Genomic DNA, 14,608 nt, shown 5'->3' with positions numbered 1-14,608 from the left:
ACGACCCGTCCCGTGAGGCGGAGAAGGAGGTCCGGCGAGGCCATGACAGCTCAGTCCTCTCCAGACGTCACACCCCCGGGCGACGGCCGCGTCGTGCTCGACGCCGACGACATCTCCCGCGCACTGACCCGCATCTCCCACGAGCTCCTCGAGAAGAACCGTGGCGCGGACGGCCTGCTCCTGCTCGGTCTGCACACCCGTGGCGTCCCGCTGTCGCGGCGGATCGCCGAGCGGATCGAGACCGTCGAGGGCACGCCCGTCGCGGTCGGGTCGCTCGACGTGACCATGTATCGCGACGACCTGCGCAACCACCCGACGCGTGCCCCGCACAAGACGTCGTTGCCCGCCGGCGGCATCGACGGCAAGACCGTCGTGCTGGTCGACGACGTGCTCTACAGCGGCCGCACCATCCGCGCGGCACTCGACGCGCTCTCCGACCTCGGCCGACCTGCCGTGGTGCGGCTGGCCGTGCTCGTCGACCGCGGTCACCGCGAGCTCCCGATCCGGGCCGACCACGTCGGGAAGAACCTGCCCACGGCCCGCACCGAGAAGGTCCGCGTCCGCCTGACGGAGACCGACGGCGCCGACGAGGTCCGCATCACCGGAGGGGAGATCGCGTCGTGAAGAAGCACCTGCTCTCGATCGACGACGTCACCGCCGACGACATCGCCGCGCTCTTCGAGACCGCCGCCGAGATGCACGACGTGCAGCGGCGCGAGGTCAAGAAGCTGCCCGCGCTGCGCGGCCGGACGGTCATCAACCTGTTCTTCGAGGACTCCACGCGCACCCGGTCTTCCTTCGAGATCGCCGGCAAGTGGCTCAGCGCCGACGTCATCAACCTGTCCGCGAAGGGGTCCTCCGCCTCGAAGGGGGAGTCCCTGCGTGACACCGTGCTGACGGTGACGGCGATGGGCGTCGACGGCCTCGTCATCCGCCATTCGGCGAGCGGGGCCGCCCAGCAGGTCAGCGAGTGGGTCGACGTGCCGGTCATCAACGCGGGCGACGGCACCCACGAGCACCCGACGCAGGCGCTGCTGGACGCCTACACGCTCACCCGGCGGCTCGGCTCCCTCGAGGGCCGCCACGTCGCGATCGTCGGCGACCTCACCCACTCCCGGGTGTTCCGCTCCAACGTCAAGGCGCTCACCAAGCTCGGTGCGCAGGTCACGGTGGTCGCCCCGCCGACCCTCATGCCGAGCGGGATCGGCCCGTGGTCGGCGGAGGCGGGGTTCGCGACGTCGTACGACCTGGATGCGGTGCTGCCCACGGCGGACGCCGTCATGATGCTGCGCGTCCAGCGTGAGCGGATGAGCGGCGCCTACTTCCCGAGCCCGCGGGAGTACACCGTCGGCTACGGGCTCACCCGCGACCGGCTGGGCCGGCTGAAGGACGGCACGCCGATCCTCCACCCGGGCCCGATGAACCGCGGCCTCGAGATCTCCGCGGACGCCGCCGACGCCGTCGACTCGGTCGTCCTCGACCAGGTCTCGGCAGGCGTCGCCGTGCGCATGGCCGTGCTCTACCACCTGCTCGCCGGAGAGACGGCGCCGATGAAGGAGGGGAAGTGAGCCTGCTCATCAAGGGCGCTCGCCTGCTCGGCGGCAAGGCCGCCGACGTGTACGTCGAGGACGGGCTGATCCGCGAGATCGGCTCGCTCTCCACGACCGCCGAGGAGACCGTCGACGCCGACGGCCTCGTGCTCCTGCCGGGCCTCGTCGACCTGCACACGCACCTGCGCGAGCCCGGCCGCGAGGACGCCGAGACGGTGCTGAGCGGCTCCCGGGCCGCCGCGGCGGGCGGCTACACGTCGGTGCTCGCGATGGCGAACACCTCACCCGTGACCGACACCGCCGAGGCCGCCGAGCGTGTCCTCGACCTGGGCCGGTCGGCCGGCCTGGTCGACGTGCAGCCCGTCGGCGCGGTGACCCGCGGCCTGGTCGGCGAGGAGCTCGCGGAGCTCGGCCTGATGGCGCGCTCGCGCGCCCGGGTCCGGGTGTTCTCCGACGACGGCCGGTGCGTCGCGGACGCGCGCGTGATGCGGCGGGCCCTGGAGTACGTCAAGGCCTTCGGCGGTGTGATCAGCCAGCACAGCCAGGACCCCGCCCTCGCCCCGCACGCCGCGTGCTGCCATGAAGGCCGGCTCTCCGGCGAGCTCGGGCTGCCGGGCTGGCCGTCGGTCGCCGAGGAGGTCATCGTCGCCCGCGACGTGATGCTGGCCCGCCACACGGGGTCGCGCGTCCACGTCGCGCACGTGTCGACGGCGGGCTCGGTCGAGCTGGTCCGCTGGGCGAAGGCGCAGGCCGAGAGGGACGGCATGTGGGCCGTGACCGCCGAGGTCACGCCGCACCACCTGCTGCTGACGACCGACCTGCTGACCGGCTACGACCCGACGTTCAAGGTCAACCCGCCGCTGCGACCGGCCGAGGACGTCGAGGCACTTCGGGCGGGGCTCGCCGACGGCACCATCGACGCCGTCGCGACCGACCACGCTCCACACGCACGGCACGACAAGGAGCACGCGTTCGTCGACGCGGCCTTCGGCATGCTCGGCCTCGAGACGGCGCTCTCCGTGGTGGCGACCGTCATGGTCGAGGGTGGGCTGCTCGACTGGGCCGGCGTCGCCCGCGTCATGTCCGTCAACCCGGCCGGCATCGCCGGACTCGACGGTCACGGGCGCGCGCTGGTCGCCGGCGAGCCGGCCAACCTGACGCTGGTCGACCCGGCTGCGTCGTACGTCGTGGATCGGGCCGCCTCGCTGTCGCTGAGCCGCAACAACCCGTGGCACGGGCGCACCGTGACCGGGCAGGTCGTCGGCACCTGGCTGCGCGGCACTCGGACGTTCAGCGCATGACCGACCCGTTCGAGGAGCGGCTCGCCGAGTGGAAGGCGTGGGCCGAGGCTCCGTGGGGCCGGATCCGCTTCGCGGTCGTGGGGGAGACGCTGCGTCGCCAGACCGACTGGCTCGGCCGTCGGCTGCGGGTGCTCGACGTCGGCGGTGGTGACGGTCGCGACGCCGTGCCGCTCGCGGTGGCTGGCCACGACGTCACGGTCCTCGACCCTGCGCCCGGGTGGCTCGCTGAGGCACGTTCCCGGGCCGCCGAGGCCGGTGTCGAGCTCACGACGCTCGAGGGCGGCCTCGACGACCTCCCGGTCACGGGGACGTTCGACCTGGTGCTCTGCCACTTCGTGCTGCACTACCGTCCGGCCGGCACAGCCGACCTCGCCCGGCTGGCGGCGCTCGTACGGCCAGGTGGCCGTCTCTCGGTGATGGCCCCGAACCCGGCGGCGATGGTCCTCATGCGCCTCACGCGGAGCGGCCCGGAGGCAGCCCTGCGCGAGCTCGTCGCGGAGGCCCAGCACTCGGTGACGTTCGACCACACCGCCCGCAAGATCACCGCCGAGGAGATGGCGTCCGACCTGGAGCAGGTCGGCCTCGCCGTGGTGGATCGCTACGGCACCCGCATCGCCAACGACCTCCTCACCGACGACGAGGCCAAGCGGGACCCCGCGTACTTCGACCGCTTGCTGGAGCTCGAGCTCGCCCTCTGCGACCGGGAGCCGTTCCTGCGCGTCGGCGGCATGTGGCAGCTGGTCGCCGAGCGGCGGACCGATGCCGGGACCGCCCCGCCGCGCTGGTAGGGTCGGCGCTCGAGTCCGGCATCCTTTAACAGGCCGTCCAGAGAGGCGGAGAAGGAGGTACGGCGTGCCGCTGCATGCCAAGAATCCCATCAGGCAGAGCGCTCTTCTGGTCCTCGAGGACGGGCGCACCTTCCGCGGTGAGTCGTTCGGGGCCGAGGGCGAGACCTTCGGCGAGGCGGTCTTCTCGACCGGCATGTCCGGCTACCAGGAGACCCTGACCGACCCGTCCTACCACCGCCAGGTCGTCGTCATGACGGCCCCGCACGTGGGCAACACCGGCGTCAACGACGAGGATCCCGAGTCGCGCCGGATCTGGGTCGCGGGGTACGTCGTCCGCGACCCCGCTCGCGTCCCGAGCAACTGGCGCTCGAAGCGCACCCTCGACGACGAGCTGCGTGCCCAGGGCGTCGTCGGCATCTCCGGCGTCGACACCCGGGCCCTCACCCGCCACCTGCGCGAGCGCGGAGCGATGCGCGTCGGCATCTCCACCGTCGAGACCGACACCGAGGCGCTGCTGGCCCGGGTGCGGGCGAGCGCCGAGATGAGCGGCGCCGAGCTGGCCGACGAGGTCACCACGACCGAGGCCTACGTCGTCCCGGCCCAAGGCGAGAAGCGGCTCACCGTCGCAGCGCTCGACCTCGGCATCAAGGAGATGACGCCGCAGCGGATGGCCGAGCGCGGCATCGAGGTGCACGTGCTGCCCTCGACAGCGACCCTCGACGACGTGCTCGCCGTCCGGCCGGACGGGCTGTTCTACTCCAACGGGCCCGGCGACCCCGCCGCGACGACCCACCAGATCGAGCTCCTGCAGGAGGCCCTGGGACGGCAGATCCCCTACTTCGGGATCTGCTTCGGCAACCAGCTCTTCGGCCGCGCGCTCGGGTTCGGCACCTACAAGCTCAAGTACGGCCACCGCGGCATCAACCAGCCGGTGATGGACCTGACGACGCGCAAGGTCGAGGTGACGGCGCACAACCACGGCTTCGCGGTCGACGCGCCGGTGGGCACGCCGACCGAGACGCCGTACGGCACCGCGTCGGTCTCCCACGTCAACCTCAACGACGACTGTGTGGAGGGCCTCGAGCTTCGTGACGCGGAGGGCGACCTGTTGGGCTTCTCCGTGCAGTACCACCCGGAGGCGGCCGCCGGCCCGCACGATGCGGCGTACCTCTTCGACCGATTCGTCCAGCTCATGACCGACCGGCGTCTCGATACGCCCTCGCCCAGCGGCTCGGGCTACTCGACGACCGAGGGGAACTGACGACATGCCGAAGCGCACCGACATCAAGAGCGTCCTGGTCATCGGCTCCGGCCCGATCGTCATCGGCCAGGCCTGCGAGTTCGACTACTCCGGCACCCAGGCGTGCCGCGTGCTGAAGGCCGAGGGCCTGCGCGTCATCCTGGTGAACTCCAACCCGGCGACCATCATGACCGACCCGGAGTTCGCCGACGCGACCTACGTCGAGCCGATCACCCCCGAGTTCGTCGAGAAGGTCATCGCCAAGGAGCGTCCCGACGCGATCCTGCCGACGCTGGGCGGCCAGACGGCGCTCAACACGGCCACCGCACTGCACGAGAACGGCGTGCTCGAGAAGTACGGCGTCGAGATGATCGGCGCGAGCTTCGACGCGATCCACCGTGGTGAGAACCGGGAGAAGTTCAACGCGATCGTCGAGAAGGTCGGCGGCGAGGTCGCCCGCTCGTTCGTCTGCCACTCGATGGACGAGGTCGAGAAGGCGACCGTGACGCTGGGCTATCCGGTCGTCGTCCGGCCCTCCTTCACGATGGGAGGGCTCGGATCGGGCATCGCCTACGACGAGTCGGACCTGCACCGCATCGCGGGCGCCGGTCTGGCCGCCAGCCCGACGACCGAGGTCCTCATCGAGGAGTCGATCATCGGCTGGAAGGAGTACGAGCTGGAGGTGATGCGCGACAAGGCCGACAACGTCGTCATCATCTGCTCGATCGAGAACCTCGACCCGATGGGCGTCCACACCGGCGACTCGATCACCGTCGCCCCGTCGATGACCCTCACCGACCGCGAGTACCAGCGCCTGCGCGACCTCGCCATCGGGATCATCCGCGAGGTCGGGGTCGACACGGGCGGCTGCAACATCCAGTACGCCGTCAACCCGGCCGACGGCCGCGTGATCGTGATCGAGATGAACCCGCGTGTGTCCCGCTCGAGCGCCCTGGCCTCGAAGGCGACCGGCTACCCGATCGCGAAGATCGCGGCCAAGGTCGCCGTCGGCTACACGCTCGACGAGATCGCCAACGACATCACCCAGGAGACCGCCGCCTCGTTCGAGCCGACGCTCGACTACGTCGTCGTGAAGGTGCCGCGCTTCGCGTTCGAGAAGTTCCCGACCGCCGACCCGACGCTCACCACGCACATGAAGTCGGTGGGCGAGGCGATGGCGATCGGCCGCAACTTCACCGAGGCGCTCAACAAGGCGCTGCGCTCGCTGGAGAACAAGGCGGCCCCGTTCACGTGGGTCGGCGACCCGGGCGACAAGACCACCCTGCTCGAGCAGATCGCCGTCCCGCACGACGGCCGGCTGCAGAAGGTGATGCAGGCGGTCCGTGCCGGCGCCACCCCGGAGGAGATCTTCGACGCCACGAAGATCGACCCGTGGTTCGTCGACCAGCTGTTCCTCATCGACGAGATCGCCCAGCAGGTCGCCGCGGCCGACGCGCTGGACGCGACCACGCTGCGACTCGCCAAGCGGCACGGGCTCTCCGACGCCCAGATCGCCGGCCTCCGCTCGACGAGCACGGGCGGCCTGACCGAGGCCGACGTCCGCGGTGCCCGCTACGACCTGGGTGTGCGGCCGGTCTACAAGACCGTCGACACGTGCGCGGCCGAGTTCGCCGCGCGGACGCCGTACCACTACTCGTCCTACGACGAGGAGACCGAGGTGGCGTCGCGCGAGAAGCCGGCGGTGCTGATCCTCGGCTCCGGCCCGAACCGGATCGGGCAGGGCATCGAGTTCGACTACTCGTGCGTCCACGCCTCCCTGGAGCTCTCCAAGGCCGGCTACGAGACGGTCATGGTCAACTGCAACCCGGAGACCGTGTCGACCGACTACGACACCTCCGACCGCCTCTACTTCGAGCCGCTCACGCTCGAGGACGTGCTCGAGGTCTACGAGGCCGAGAAGGCCGCCGGCCCGATCGCCGGCGTCATCGCCACCCTCGGCGGCCAGACCCCGCTCGGCCTGGCGCAGGGGCTGCAGGACGCAGGTGTCCCGATCGTCGGCACCTCGCCGGAGGCCATCGAGCTCGCCGAGGAGCGCGGCGCCTTCGGCCGCGTGCTCGCCGAGGCGGGTCTGATCGCCCCGAAGCACGGCACCGCCGTGTCGTTCGACGACGCTCGGACGATCGCGCACGAGATCGGCTACCCGGTGCTCGTCCGGCCGTCGTACGTCCTCGGCGGCCGCGGCATGCAGATCGTGTACGACGACCAGGCGCTCCAGTCCTACATCGAGGCCGCGACCGAGATCAGCCCCGACCGGCCTGTGCTGGTCGACCGGTTCATCGACGACGCCGTCGAGATCGACGTCGACGCGCTGTACGACGGCACCGACCTGTTCCTGGGTGGCGTGATGGAGCACATCGAGGAGGCCGGCATCCACTCCGGTGACTCGTCGTGCGCGCTGCCCCCGATCACCCTCGGCGCGGCCGAGATCGAGCGGATCCGCGAGGCCACCGAGGGCATCGCGAAGGGTGTCGGCGTCCGCGGGCTCATCAACATCCAGTTCGCCCTCGGCGCTGACGTGCTCTACGTCCTCGAGGCCAACCCGCGCGCCTCCCGCACCGTGCCGTTCGTGTCCAAGGCGACCGGGACCTCGCTGGCCAAGGCCGCGGCGCGCGTGATGATGGGCGAGACGATCGCCGACCTGCGCGCCGCCGGTGTGCTGCCGGCCACGGGCGACGGCGGCACCCTGCCTGCCGACTCGCCGATCGCGGTCAAGGAGGCGGTCCTGCCGTTCAACCGGTTCCGCACCAAGGAGGGTCAGTTCGTCGACACCGTCCTCGGCCCCGAGATGAAGTCGACCGGCGAGGTGATGGGCTTCGACGCAGACTTCGGCAAGGCGTTCTCCAAGGCCCAGGCGGCGGCCTTCGGCCCGCTGCCGACCTCGGGGAAGGTGTTCATCTCGATCGCCAACCGCGACAAGCGGACGATGATCTTCCCGGCGCGCGTCCTGGCCGACTACGGCTTCGAGATCCTCGCGACCCAGGGCACCGCCGAGGTGCTGCGCCGCAACGGGATCCCGTCGACGGTCATCCGCAAGCACTCCGAGGGCGAGGGTCCGAACGGCGAGAGGACCACGGTCCAGCTCATCCTGGACGGTGAGATCGACGTCATCGTGAACACCCCGAACGGCTCGGCGAGTGGCGCGCGCATCGACGGCTACGAGATCCGGTCCGCGGCGGTGCTCTCCGGCACGCCGTGCATCACGACGGTGCAGGGCCTCGCAGCGGCCGTCCAGGGGATCGCCGCGCTGCGTCAGGGCGACATCGACGTGCGCTCGCTGCAGGAGTGGGCGGCACGGGCGGAGCGGGCGGCGCTGGCCTCGTCGGCCGAGACCGTCTGATGGGACGCCCCTACCGGCTGCTCTTCGACCACCTCCTGAGCCACACCGACCCGGAGGAGGCGCACCACGCCGCGTTCCGCGCGATCCGCGCGGCGGCGCCGGCGCTCGCCCGGGTGGCGGCCGTCGGCGAGCCGGTCGACGCCCTCGGCCTGACCTTCCCCAACCGGCTCGGCCTGGCCGCCGGCTTCGACAAGAACGCCGTCGGGATCGACGCGCTCGGCGCCCTCGGCTTCGGCCACGTCGAGATCGGCACGGTGACGGGGGAGGCGCAGCCCGGCAACCCGAAGCCGCGGCTCTTCCGGCTCGTGTCGGACCGTGCGGTCATCAACCGGATGGGCTTCAACAACGACGGGGCCGAGGCGGTCGCCGGCCGGTTGAAGGAGCGGCTCGACCGGCGTCGGTCCGGCACGCTCGGCCCGGTGCTCGGCGTCAACATCGGCAAGACGAAGATCGTGCCCGAGGACGACCAGGGGGCCGTGGAGGCCGACTACGGCAAGTCGACACGTCTGCTGGCGCCGTACGCCGACTATCTCGTCGTCAACGTGAGCTCACCCAACACTCCCGGGCTCCGGTCGCTGCAGGCTGTGGAGAGGCTGGGGCCGCTGCTGCAGCACGTGCGCGCCACGGCCGACTCCGTCACCGACCGCCGCGTGCCGCTGCTGGTGAAGATCGCGCCGGACCTGGCCGACGAGGACATCCTGGGCGTCGCCGACCTCGCGCTCGAGACCGGGCTCGACGGGATCATCGCCACCAACACCACCATCTCGCGCGACGGCCTGCGCAGCCACCCGAGCGAGGTCGAGGAGGCGGGGCCCGGCGGGTTGTCGGGCCGCCCGCTCGCTGGGAGGGCGACGGAGGTCATGCGCCTGCTGCGTGGACGCGTCGGCGACCGCCTGACGCTGATCGGCGTCGGCGGGATCACGACCGTCGAGGACGCGCGGGAGCGGGTCGAGGCGGGCGCCGACCTGGTGCAGGGCTACACGGCCTTCATCTACGAGGGGCCGCTGTGGCCGCGGCGGATCGCGAACGGCCTGTCTGCGTGACCTCGCGGTCGCGCTCAGCGCACGAAGCGGTACCTGTCGCCGAGCCGCTTGAAGGCCTGCTCCAGGTGCGGCGCCAGCTCCTTGTCGATCAGACGACTGCGGTCGGGGTCGAGCACGACCGCCGCGGTCGACCGCTCCACCGACTCGATCAGCCGCAGCCGGTCCACCGTCGGCGGGTGCGAGGCGTCGATGCTGCGCCCGTCGCTTGCGCCCCGGCGCCGGGCGGCCTCACGCTGCCCCGCGTCGTAGGCGGCCACCCGCGCCGCGATGCTCTCGCCGAGGGCGGGTCGGGTCGGGTCGACCGCGGCCCGGTTCGCGGCGGCGTCCACACCGTCGTGGATCAGGCCCACCTCGAGGCTGTCGACGGCCCCGTCGGTTCCGGCGGCGAGCGCGGAGGCGAGGTCGGCGTACAGCTCCTGTCGTCGCGAGGCTGCGGAGTTCACGGCGTCGACCAGGCGGAGGTAGCCGAGGACCAGCCAGCGCGGAGGTGCCAGTATCGCGCGGACCAGCACCGGCGTGCTGTGGAGGAACACCTCGGAGCCCATCGGGTCCAGCAGCGCGACCCAGTGGGAGAGGGTGCTGTAGGCGCTCCCGACGTATCGGAGGCTGAGCAGGTCACCATGGGCCAGGTGTCCCACCTCGTGGCCGAGCAGGGCGATCCGCGACTGCGGTTCGCACGCGGCCCACAGCGGCGCGCCGAGGACGAGCTGACGCCCGCGGAACCGGCGGGCGGCGACGTAGGCGTTGAAGCTGCTGTCGAGGCGGATCTCGTCCGGCGCCCGAGTGCCGAGCAGATCGGCCACGTCGGCGACGAGGGCGGTCAGGAGCGGGGCCTCTGCAGGGTCGACCAGGATGGTGTCGCGCTCGACCGATCCCCAGACGCGTGGCCGCGTCATCCAGGCCACGCCGAGCAGGAACGCGGCCATCGACCACTGCCACCAGCCGCCCCCCAGCACAGCCAGCGCCACGCCGCCCGCCGCCAGTGCGATGCTCACCAGGTGCACCGGAGTGACCAGGAGGAATGCCGCGGCGCGGGCCAGCCAGGTGGATCGACCGGTGCTGATCCTGTCGACCAGCCGTCGGTCGAGCGCCTCGGCAACGCGGGCGTCGAGTCGGCGGGCGAACGTCTCAGGAGTCGGCACGGGCGGATCGTAGGCGCCCACGGAGCGTCGATGTGCACGAACAGAGGAGAGTGAGAGGCATGACCAGCTTCGGAGAGCGGCTGTCCGCCGCCGTCACCCAGCGCGGCCCGCTGTGCGCCGGCATCGACCCGCACGCGTCGCTGCTGGCGGAGTGGGGGTTGGACGACACCGTCGCCGGGCTGGAGACGTTCGCGTTCACGGCCGTGGAGGGGCTGGCGCCGCACGTGTCGGTGATCAAGCCCCAGAGCGCGTTCTACGAGCGCTTCGGGTCCCGCGGCGTCGCCGTGCTCGAGCGGGTGATCGCCGAGTCGCGTGCGCTCGGCGCGCTGGTGCTGCTCGACGTCAAGCGCGGCGACATCGGGTCCACCTCGCAGGCGTACGCCGACGCCTATCTCGACCCCGCCTCGCCCCTGGCCTCCGACGCGATCACGGTGTCGCCGTACCTCGGCTTCGGCTCGCTCGACCCGTTCGTCGACACCGCGCGCCGCTTCGACGCGGGGCTGTTCGTGCTCGGCCTCACCTCCAACAAGGAGGGTCCGGAGGTGCAGTCCGCGACCGTCGACACGGGGGAGACGGTGGCCGGGCGGATGTTCGGCCACCTGCGTCGCCTCAACGCCGACGCGACGCCGCTCGGATCCTTCGGTGCGGTGGTCGGCGCGACGATCGGCGACGCGGCCGAGGGCCTGGACTTCAACGGCCCGATCCTCGCTCCGGGCTTCGGCGAGCAGGGAGGGACTGCCGCCGACATCCGCCGGATCTTCGGCTCGCTCACCGTGCTCCCGTCGTCCTCGCGGGGCATCCTGCGCGCCGGCCCGTCGGTCGACCGGCTGCGCGACGCCGCGCTGCGCACCAACGACGAGCTGCGCTGACGCGGGCTCCGCGCCGCCACCTCCAAAGTGTCACCGTGACAGTTGGCGCGATTGGTGACAGTTAGGAGCTATCACCGACCCCGCAAAGTGTCACCGTGACAGTTTGGGGCCCGGCCCGGTCCGGCCCAGCCATCCCAAAGTGTCACCGTGACACTTTGGGCGGTCGGTGACAGTTGGCAACTATCACCGACCCCGCAAACTGTCACCGTGACAGTTCGGCGGAGCGGCGCGCCCCGTCTGGGCCGCCTGGTTGGATGAGCCGGTGCGAAGACTCCTCGTGACAGCGCTCGCGCTGGCCACTCTCGGCGCGTGCGGAGGCGATCCGTACGCCGGCTACTGCGACCGCGTGAAGAGCCATCGTGACGAGCTCACCCGGACGCTCGACGCCGGCGGCCCGCAGGCACTGCTCAAGGCGCTCCCGACGTTCGAGCAGCTGCGCGACGGTGCTCCGAGCGACATCGCGGACGACTGGAAGACCCTCACCACCGCACTGACACATCTGCGCGACGCGCTCCAGGCGGCGCACGTGGACCCCGCGACGTACGACCCCGCCAAGCCGCCGGCAGGGGTGACCACGGCCGAGCGCGACCGGATCGCCGCGGCGGCGACGGAGGTGGGCGCGGATCGCACCCGAGCGGCCCTGGCCGCCGTCGACCAGCAGGCGCGAGATGTCTGCCACGCTCCGCTGACTCTTTGAGGTATCCCCGCGTTGCCGCCTCCGTGGGCGGCGGCTATGTTGACCGGAAATCGACTGCACGCTCCCGACCACCGAAGGACCACGCACGTGGCTCTGCCTCCACTCACGCCCGAACAGCGCCAGGCCGCCCTCGACAAGGCGGCTGCCTCCCGACGCGAGCGGGCCGAGGTGAAGAACCGGATCAAGAACTCCGGCGGATCCGTCCTCGACGTGATCGAGCAGGGACAGACCAACGAGGTCATCGGGAAGATGAAGGTGCTCGACCTGCTCCAGGCCGTGCCCGGCGTCGGCAAGGTCCGCGCCCGCCAGATGATGGAGCGGCTCAACATCGCCGAGAGCCGCCGCGTGCGCGGTCTCGGGTTCAAGCAGATCGAGGCCCTGGCCGAGGAGTTCGCCCGGCGTGGCTGACGCTCCGCCCGTCCCGCAGCCCTCGCGTCTCGTGGTGCTCGCCGGTCCGACGGCCGTGGGCAAGGGGACCGTCGCGGCCGCCGTACGGTCGTCGCACCCCGAGGTCTGGTACTCCGTGTCCGCCACCACCCGGCCGCCGCGACCCGGCGAGGTCCACGGTGTGCACTACTGGTTCGTCTCCGACGAGGAGTTCGACCGGATGATCGCTGACGGCGAGCTGCTCGAGTGGGCGACGGTCCACAAGGTCGCCCGCTACGGCACGCCGCGTCGGCCCGTCGAGGAGGCGCTCGCCGCAGGTCGTCCGGCCCTGCTCGAGATCGACCTGCAGGGGGCGCGCCAGGTCCGGGAGACGATGCCGGGCGCGCTGTTCGCCTTCCTCGCCCCGCCGTCGTGGGACGAGCTGGTGCGTCGCCTGGTCGGTCGTGGCACCGAGACCGAGGAGGAGCGCGAGCGCCGACTGGCGACCGCGAGGACCGAGCTCGAGGCCGAGCAGGAGTTCGATGTCACCATCGTCAACCGCGAAGTTCACGCTGCCGCGGAGGAGTTGGTAGCCTTGATGATGCTCGCCGCGCCTCTGCGCACGAGCCCATCGAACCCCGACAGTGAGGCATGAACGCGTGGCTGCCCCCGAGATCGACGCCCAGGGCGTGACCAACCCCTCGATCGACGACCTGCTGAGCAAGACCGACAGCAAGTACCGCCTGGTGCTCTACGGCGCCAAGCGCGCCCGCCAGATCAACGCCTACTACTCGCAGCTCGGCGAGGGCCTGCTGGAGTACGTCGGCCCGCTGGTCGAGACCCACGTCCAGGAGAAGCCGCTCTCCATCGCACTGCGCGAGATCAACGCCGACCTGCTCAGCTGCGAGGAGGTCGACCCCGCGGAGCTCGCCGCGGAGGAGGCCGCTCAGCGCGCTGCGACCGCGACGGACCCGTTCGCGGTCGGCGAGTGACCGACAGCACCACCCACGAGGCCGCTCCCCACGCCGGGGAGCGGCCCCGTGTCGTTCTGGGGGTTGCGGGCGGGATCGCGGCGTACAAGGCGGCGGAGCTGCTGCGCCGCTTCACCGAGTCCGGCCACGACGTGACCGTCGTGCCGACCGCCTCGGCCCTGGAGTTCGTCGGCGCCCCGACGTGGGCGGCGCTCTCCGGCAAGGAGATCGCGACCGGGGTGTTCGAGAACATCACGGAGGTGCCGCACGTCCGGCTCGGCCAGCAGGCCGACCTGGTGGTCGTCGCCCCGGCGACGGCCAACACGCTGGCGCGGGCCGCGCACGGACTGGCCGACGACCTGCTCACGAACGTCCTGCTCACCGCCCGCTGCCCCGTCGTCTTCGCGCCCGCCATGCACACGGAGATGTGGGAGCACCCGGCGACCGTCGAGAACGTCGCCACGCTGCGTCGCCGCGGTGCCATCGTCATCGAGCCGGCCGAGGGCCGGCTGACCGGCAAGGACACCGGCAAGGGCCGACTGCCCGAGCCGGACGAGATCTTCGCCCTGTGCGCGGACGTGCTCGCCCGTCCGCGCGCAACCGCCGACCTGACCGGTCGACGGGTCGTGGTCAGCGCCGGCGGGACCCGGGAGTACCTCGACCCGGTCCGCTTCCTCGGCAACCGGTCGAGCGGGCTCCAGGGCTACGCCATCGCTCGCTCCGCGGCGGCCCGTGGCGCCGACGTGGTGCTCGTCGCCGCCAACGTGAGCCTGCCGGACCCGGCCGGGGTCAAGGTCGTCCGCGTCGAGACCACGGCCCAGCTGCGGGAGGAGGTCGTCACGGCGGCCTCCGGCGCCGACGCCGTCGTCATGGCGGCCGCTCCGGCCGACTTCCGGCCGACCACCGTCAGCGACGCCAAGATCAAGAAGGCGACCGACGGCTCGGCCCCGGTCATCGAGCTCGCTCAGAACCCCGACATCCTCCACGAGATCAGTCACCACCGCTCGCGCCCGGGCAGCGTCGTGGTGGGGTTCGCGGCGGAGACCGGCGACGAGACCGGCACCGTCCTCGAGCTGGCCAGGGCCAAGCTCGCACGCAAGGGCTGTGACCTCCTGGTCGTCAACGACGTCAGCGGGGGAGCCGTGTTCGGCAGCCCGGACAACCAGGCGGTCATCCTGGCCGCCGACGGAGCCGCGGTCGACGTACCCGCTGGCTCCAAGAGCGCCCTGGCCCAGGTCATCTGGGACCTCGTCGTTGCGCGTTTGTCGACCTGATCGTGCGAC

General features: G+C 71.6%; 14 protein-coding genes. 13 read left to right on the top strand and 1 reads right to left on the bottom strand.

The annotated features are described in order from the left end of the window. Positions 1–42: 42 nt before the first annotated feature. The 7 genes from pyrR (at position 43) to ABD205_RS09445 (ending at position 9,280) form a co-directional block, all read left to right on the top strand. Positions 43–624, top strand: a complete 582-nt coding sequence (pyrR, locus tag ABD205_RS09475) for a bifunctional pyr operon transcriptional regulator/uracil phosphoribosyltransferase PyrR (protein WP_344044551.1) — start codon at positions 43–45, stop codon at positions 622–624. Further along, on the top strand, positions 621–1,568 hold the full coding sequence (locus ABD205_RS09470; RefSeq protein WP_344044550.1) for an aspartate carbamoyltransferase catalytic subunit: 948 nt from the start codon (positions 621–623) through the stop codon (positions 1,566–1,568). Before pyrR ends, ABD205_RS09470 begins: the two co-directional genes overlap by 4 nt. Then, on the top strand, positions 1,565–2,851 hold the full coding sequence (locus tag ABD205_RS09465) for a dihydroorotase (protein WP_344044549.1): 1,287 nt from the start codon (positions 1,565–1,567) through the stop codon (positions 2,849–2,851). The genes ABD205_RS09470 and ABD205_RS09465 overlap by 4 nt, the downstream gene beginning before the upstream one ends. Beyond that, entirely contained in the window at positions 2,848–3,639 is a 792-nt protein-coding gene (locus ABD205_RS09460; RefSeq protein ID WP_344044548.1) for a methyltransferase domain-containing protein, read from the top strand. The genes ABD205_RS09465 and ABD205_RS09460 overlap by 4 nt, the downstream gene beginning before the upstream one ends. A gap of 64 nt (positions 3,640–3,703) precedes the next feature. Further along, positions 3,704–4,900: a glutamine-hydrolyzing carbamoyl-phosphate synthase small subunit gene (gene carA, locus ABD205_RS09455; protein WP_344044547.1), complete on the top strand. Its 1,197-nt coding sequence runs from the start codon at positions 3,704–3,706 to the stop codon at positions 4,898–4,900. 4 nt (positions 4,901–4,904) lie between these two features. Beyond that, complete coding sequence (gene carB / locus ABD205_RS09450; RefSeq protein WP_344044546.1) at positions 4,905–8,237, top strand: carbamoyl-phosphate synthase large subunit; 3,333 nt, start codon at positions 4,905–4,907, stop codon at positions 8,235–8,237. Continuing rightward, the gene (locus ABD205_RS09445; RefSeq protein ID WP_344044545.1) at positions 8,237–9,280 is read left to right on the top strand and encodes a quinone-dependent dihydroorotate dehydrogenase; all 1,044 of its coding nucleotides are present in this window, start codon (positions 8,237–8,239) and stop codon (positions 9,278–9,280) included. The genes carB and ABD205_RS09445 overlap by 1 nt, the downstream gene beginning before the upstream one ends. Before the next feature lie 14 nt (positions 9,281–9,294). Here ABD205_RS09445 and ABD205_RS09440 read toward each other — a convergent pair whose 3' ends face one another. Continuing rightward, positions 9,295–10,422 (bottom strand): M48 family metallopeptidase, encoded by a 1,128-nt coding sequence (locus tag ABD205_RS09440; protein WP_344044544.1) that lies wholly within the window; start codon positions 10,420–10,422, stop codon positions 9,295–9,297. Positions 10,423–10,481: 59 nt separating this feature from the next. Between ABD205_RS09440 and pyrF the strand changes: the two genes are divergently transcribed. From pyrF to coaBC, 6 genes are all read left to right on the top strand, one after another. Next, on the top strand, positions 10,482–11,291 hold the full coding sequence (pyrF, locus tag ABD205_RS09435) for an orotidine-5'-phosphate decarboxylase (RefSeq protein ID WP_344044543.1): 810 nt from the start codon (positions 10,482–10,484) through the stop codon (positions 11,289–11,291). Between the two features lie 262 nt (positions 11,292–11,553). Next, on the top strand, positions 11,554–11,988 hold the full coding sequence (locus tag ABD205_RS09430) for a hypothetical protein (RefSeq protein WP_344044542.1): 435 nt from the start codon (positions 11,554–11,556) through the stop codon (positions 11,986–11,988). A gap of 87 nt (positions 11,989–12,075) precedes the next feature. Then, positions 12,076–12,396, top strand: coding sequence for an integration host factor, actinobacterial type (gene mihF, locus ABD205_RS09425; protein ID WP_344044541.1), 321 nt, complete (start codon positions 12,076–12,078; stop codon positions 12,394–12,396). Beyond that, positions 12,389–13,009 carry a guanylate kinase gene (gmk, locus tag ABD205_RS09420; protein WP_344044540.1) on the top strand — a complete coding sequence of 207 codons (621 nt, stop codon included), beginning with the start codon at positions 12,389–12,391 and terminating at the stop codon, positions 13,007–13,009. The genes mihF and gmk overlap by 8 nt, the downstream gene beginning before the upstream one ends. A gap of 4 nt (positions 13,010–13,013) precedes the next feature. Next, positions 13,014–13,346 (top strand): DNA-directed RNA polymerase subunit omega, encoded by a 333-nt coding sequence (gene rpoZ / locus ABD205_RS09415; RefSeq protein WP_344044539.1) that lies wholly within the window; start codon positions 13,014–13,016, stop codon positions 13,344–13,346. After that, on the top strand, positions 13,343–14,599 hold the full coding sequence (coaBC, locus tag ABD205_RS09410) for a bifunctional phosphopantothenoylcysteine decarboxylase/phosphopantothenate--cysteine ligase CoaBC (RefSeq protein ID WP_344044538.1): 1,257 nt from the start codon (positions 13,343–13,345) through the stop codon (positions 14,597–14,599). Before rpoZ ends, coaBC begins: the two co-directional genes overlap by 4 nt. The last annotated feature ends 9 nt before the right edge of the window (positions 14,600–14,608 follow it).

Source organism: Nocardioides panacihumi (genome assembly GCF_039530925.1).
Taxonomy (GTDB): domain Bacteria; phylum Actinomycetota; class Actinomycetes; order Propionibacteriales; family Nocardioidaceae; genus Nocardioides; species Nocardioides panacihumi.
Note: the sequence above shows the minus strand (reverse complement) of the source record. Positions and strands in the feature narration are given on the sequence as shown.

Bases quoted from the DNA above. Each gene is read 5' to 3' on its own strand.
- ABD205_RS09445 (WP_344044545.1), top strand. From the start codon at position 8,237: ATGGGACGCCCCTACCGGCTGCTCTTCGACCACCTCCTGAGCCACACC.
- pyrR (WP_344044551.1), top strand. From the start codon at position 43: ATGACAGCTCAGTCCTCTCCAGACGTCACACCCCCGGGCGACGGCCGC.
- pyrF (WP_344044543.1), top strand. From the start codon at position 10,482: ATGACCAGCTTCGGAGAGCGGCTGTCCGCCGCCGTCACCCAGCGCGGC.
- ABD205_RS09460 (WP_344044548.1), top strand. From the start codon at position 2,848: ATGACCGACCCGTTCGAGGAGCGGCTCGCCGAGTGGAAGGCGTGGGCC.
- carB (WP_344044546.1), top strand. From the start codon at position 4,905: ATGCCGAAGCGCACCGACATCAAGAGCGTCCTGGTCATCGGCTCCGGC.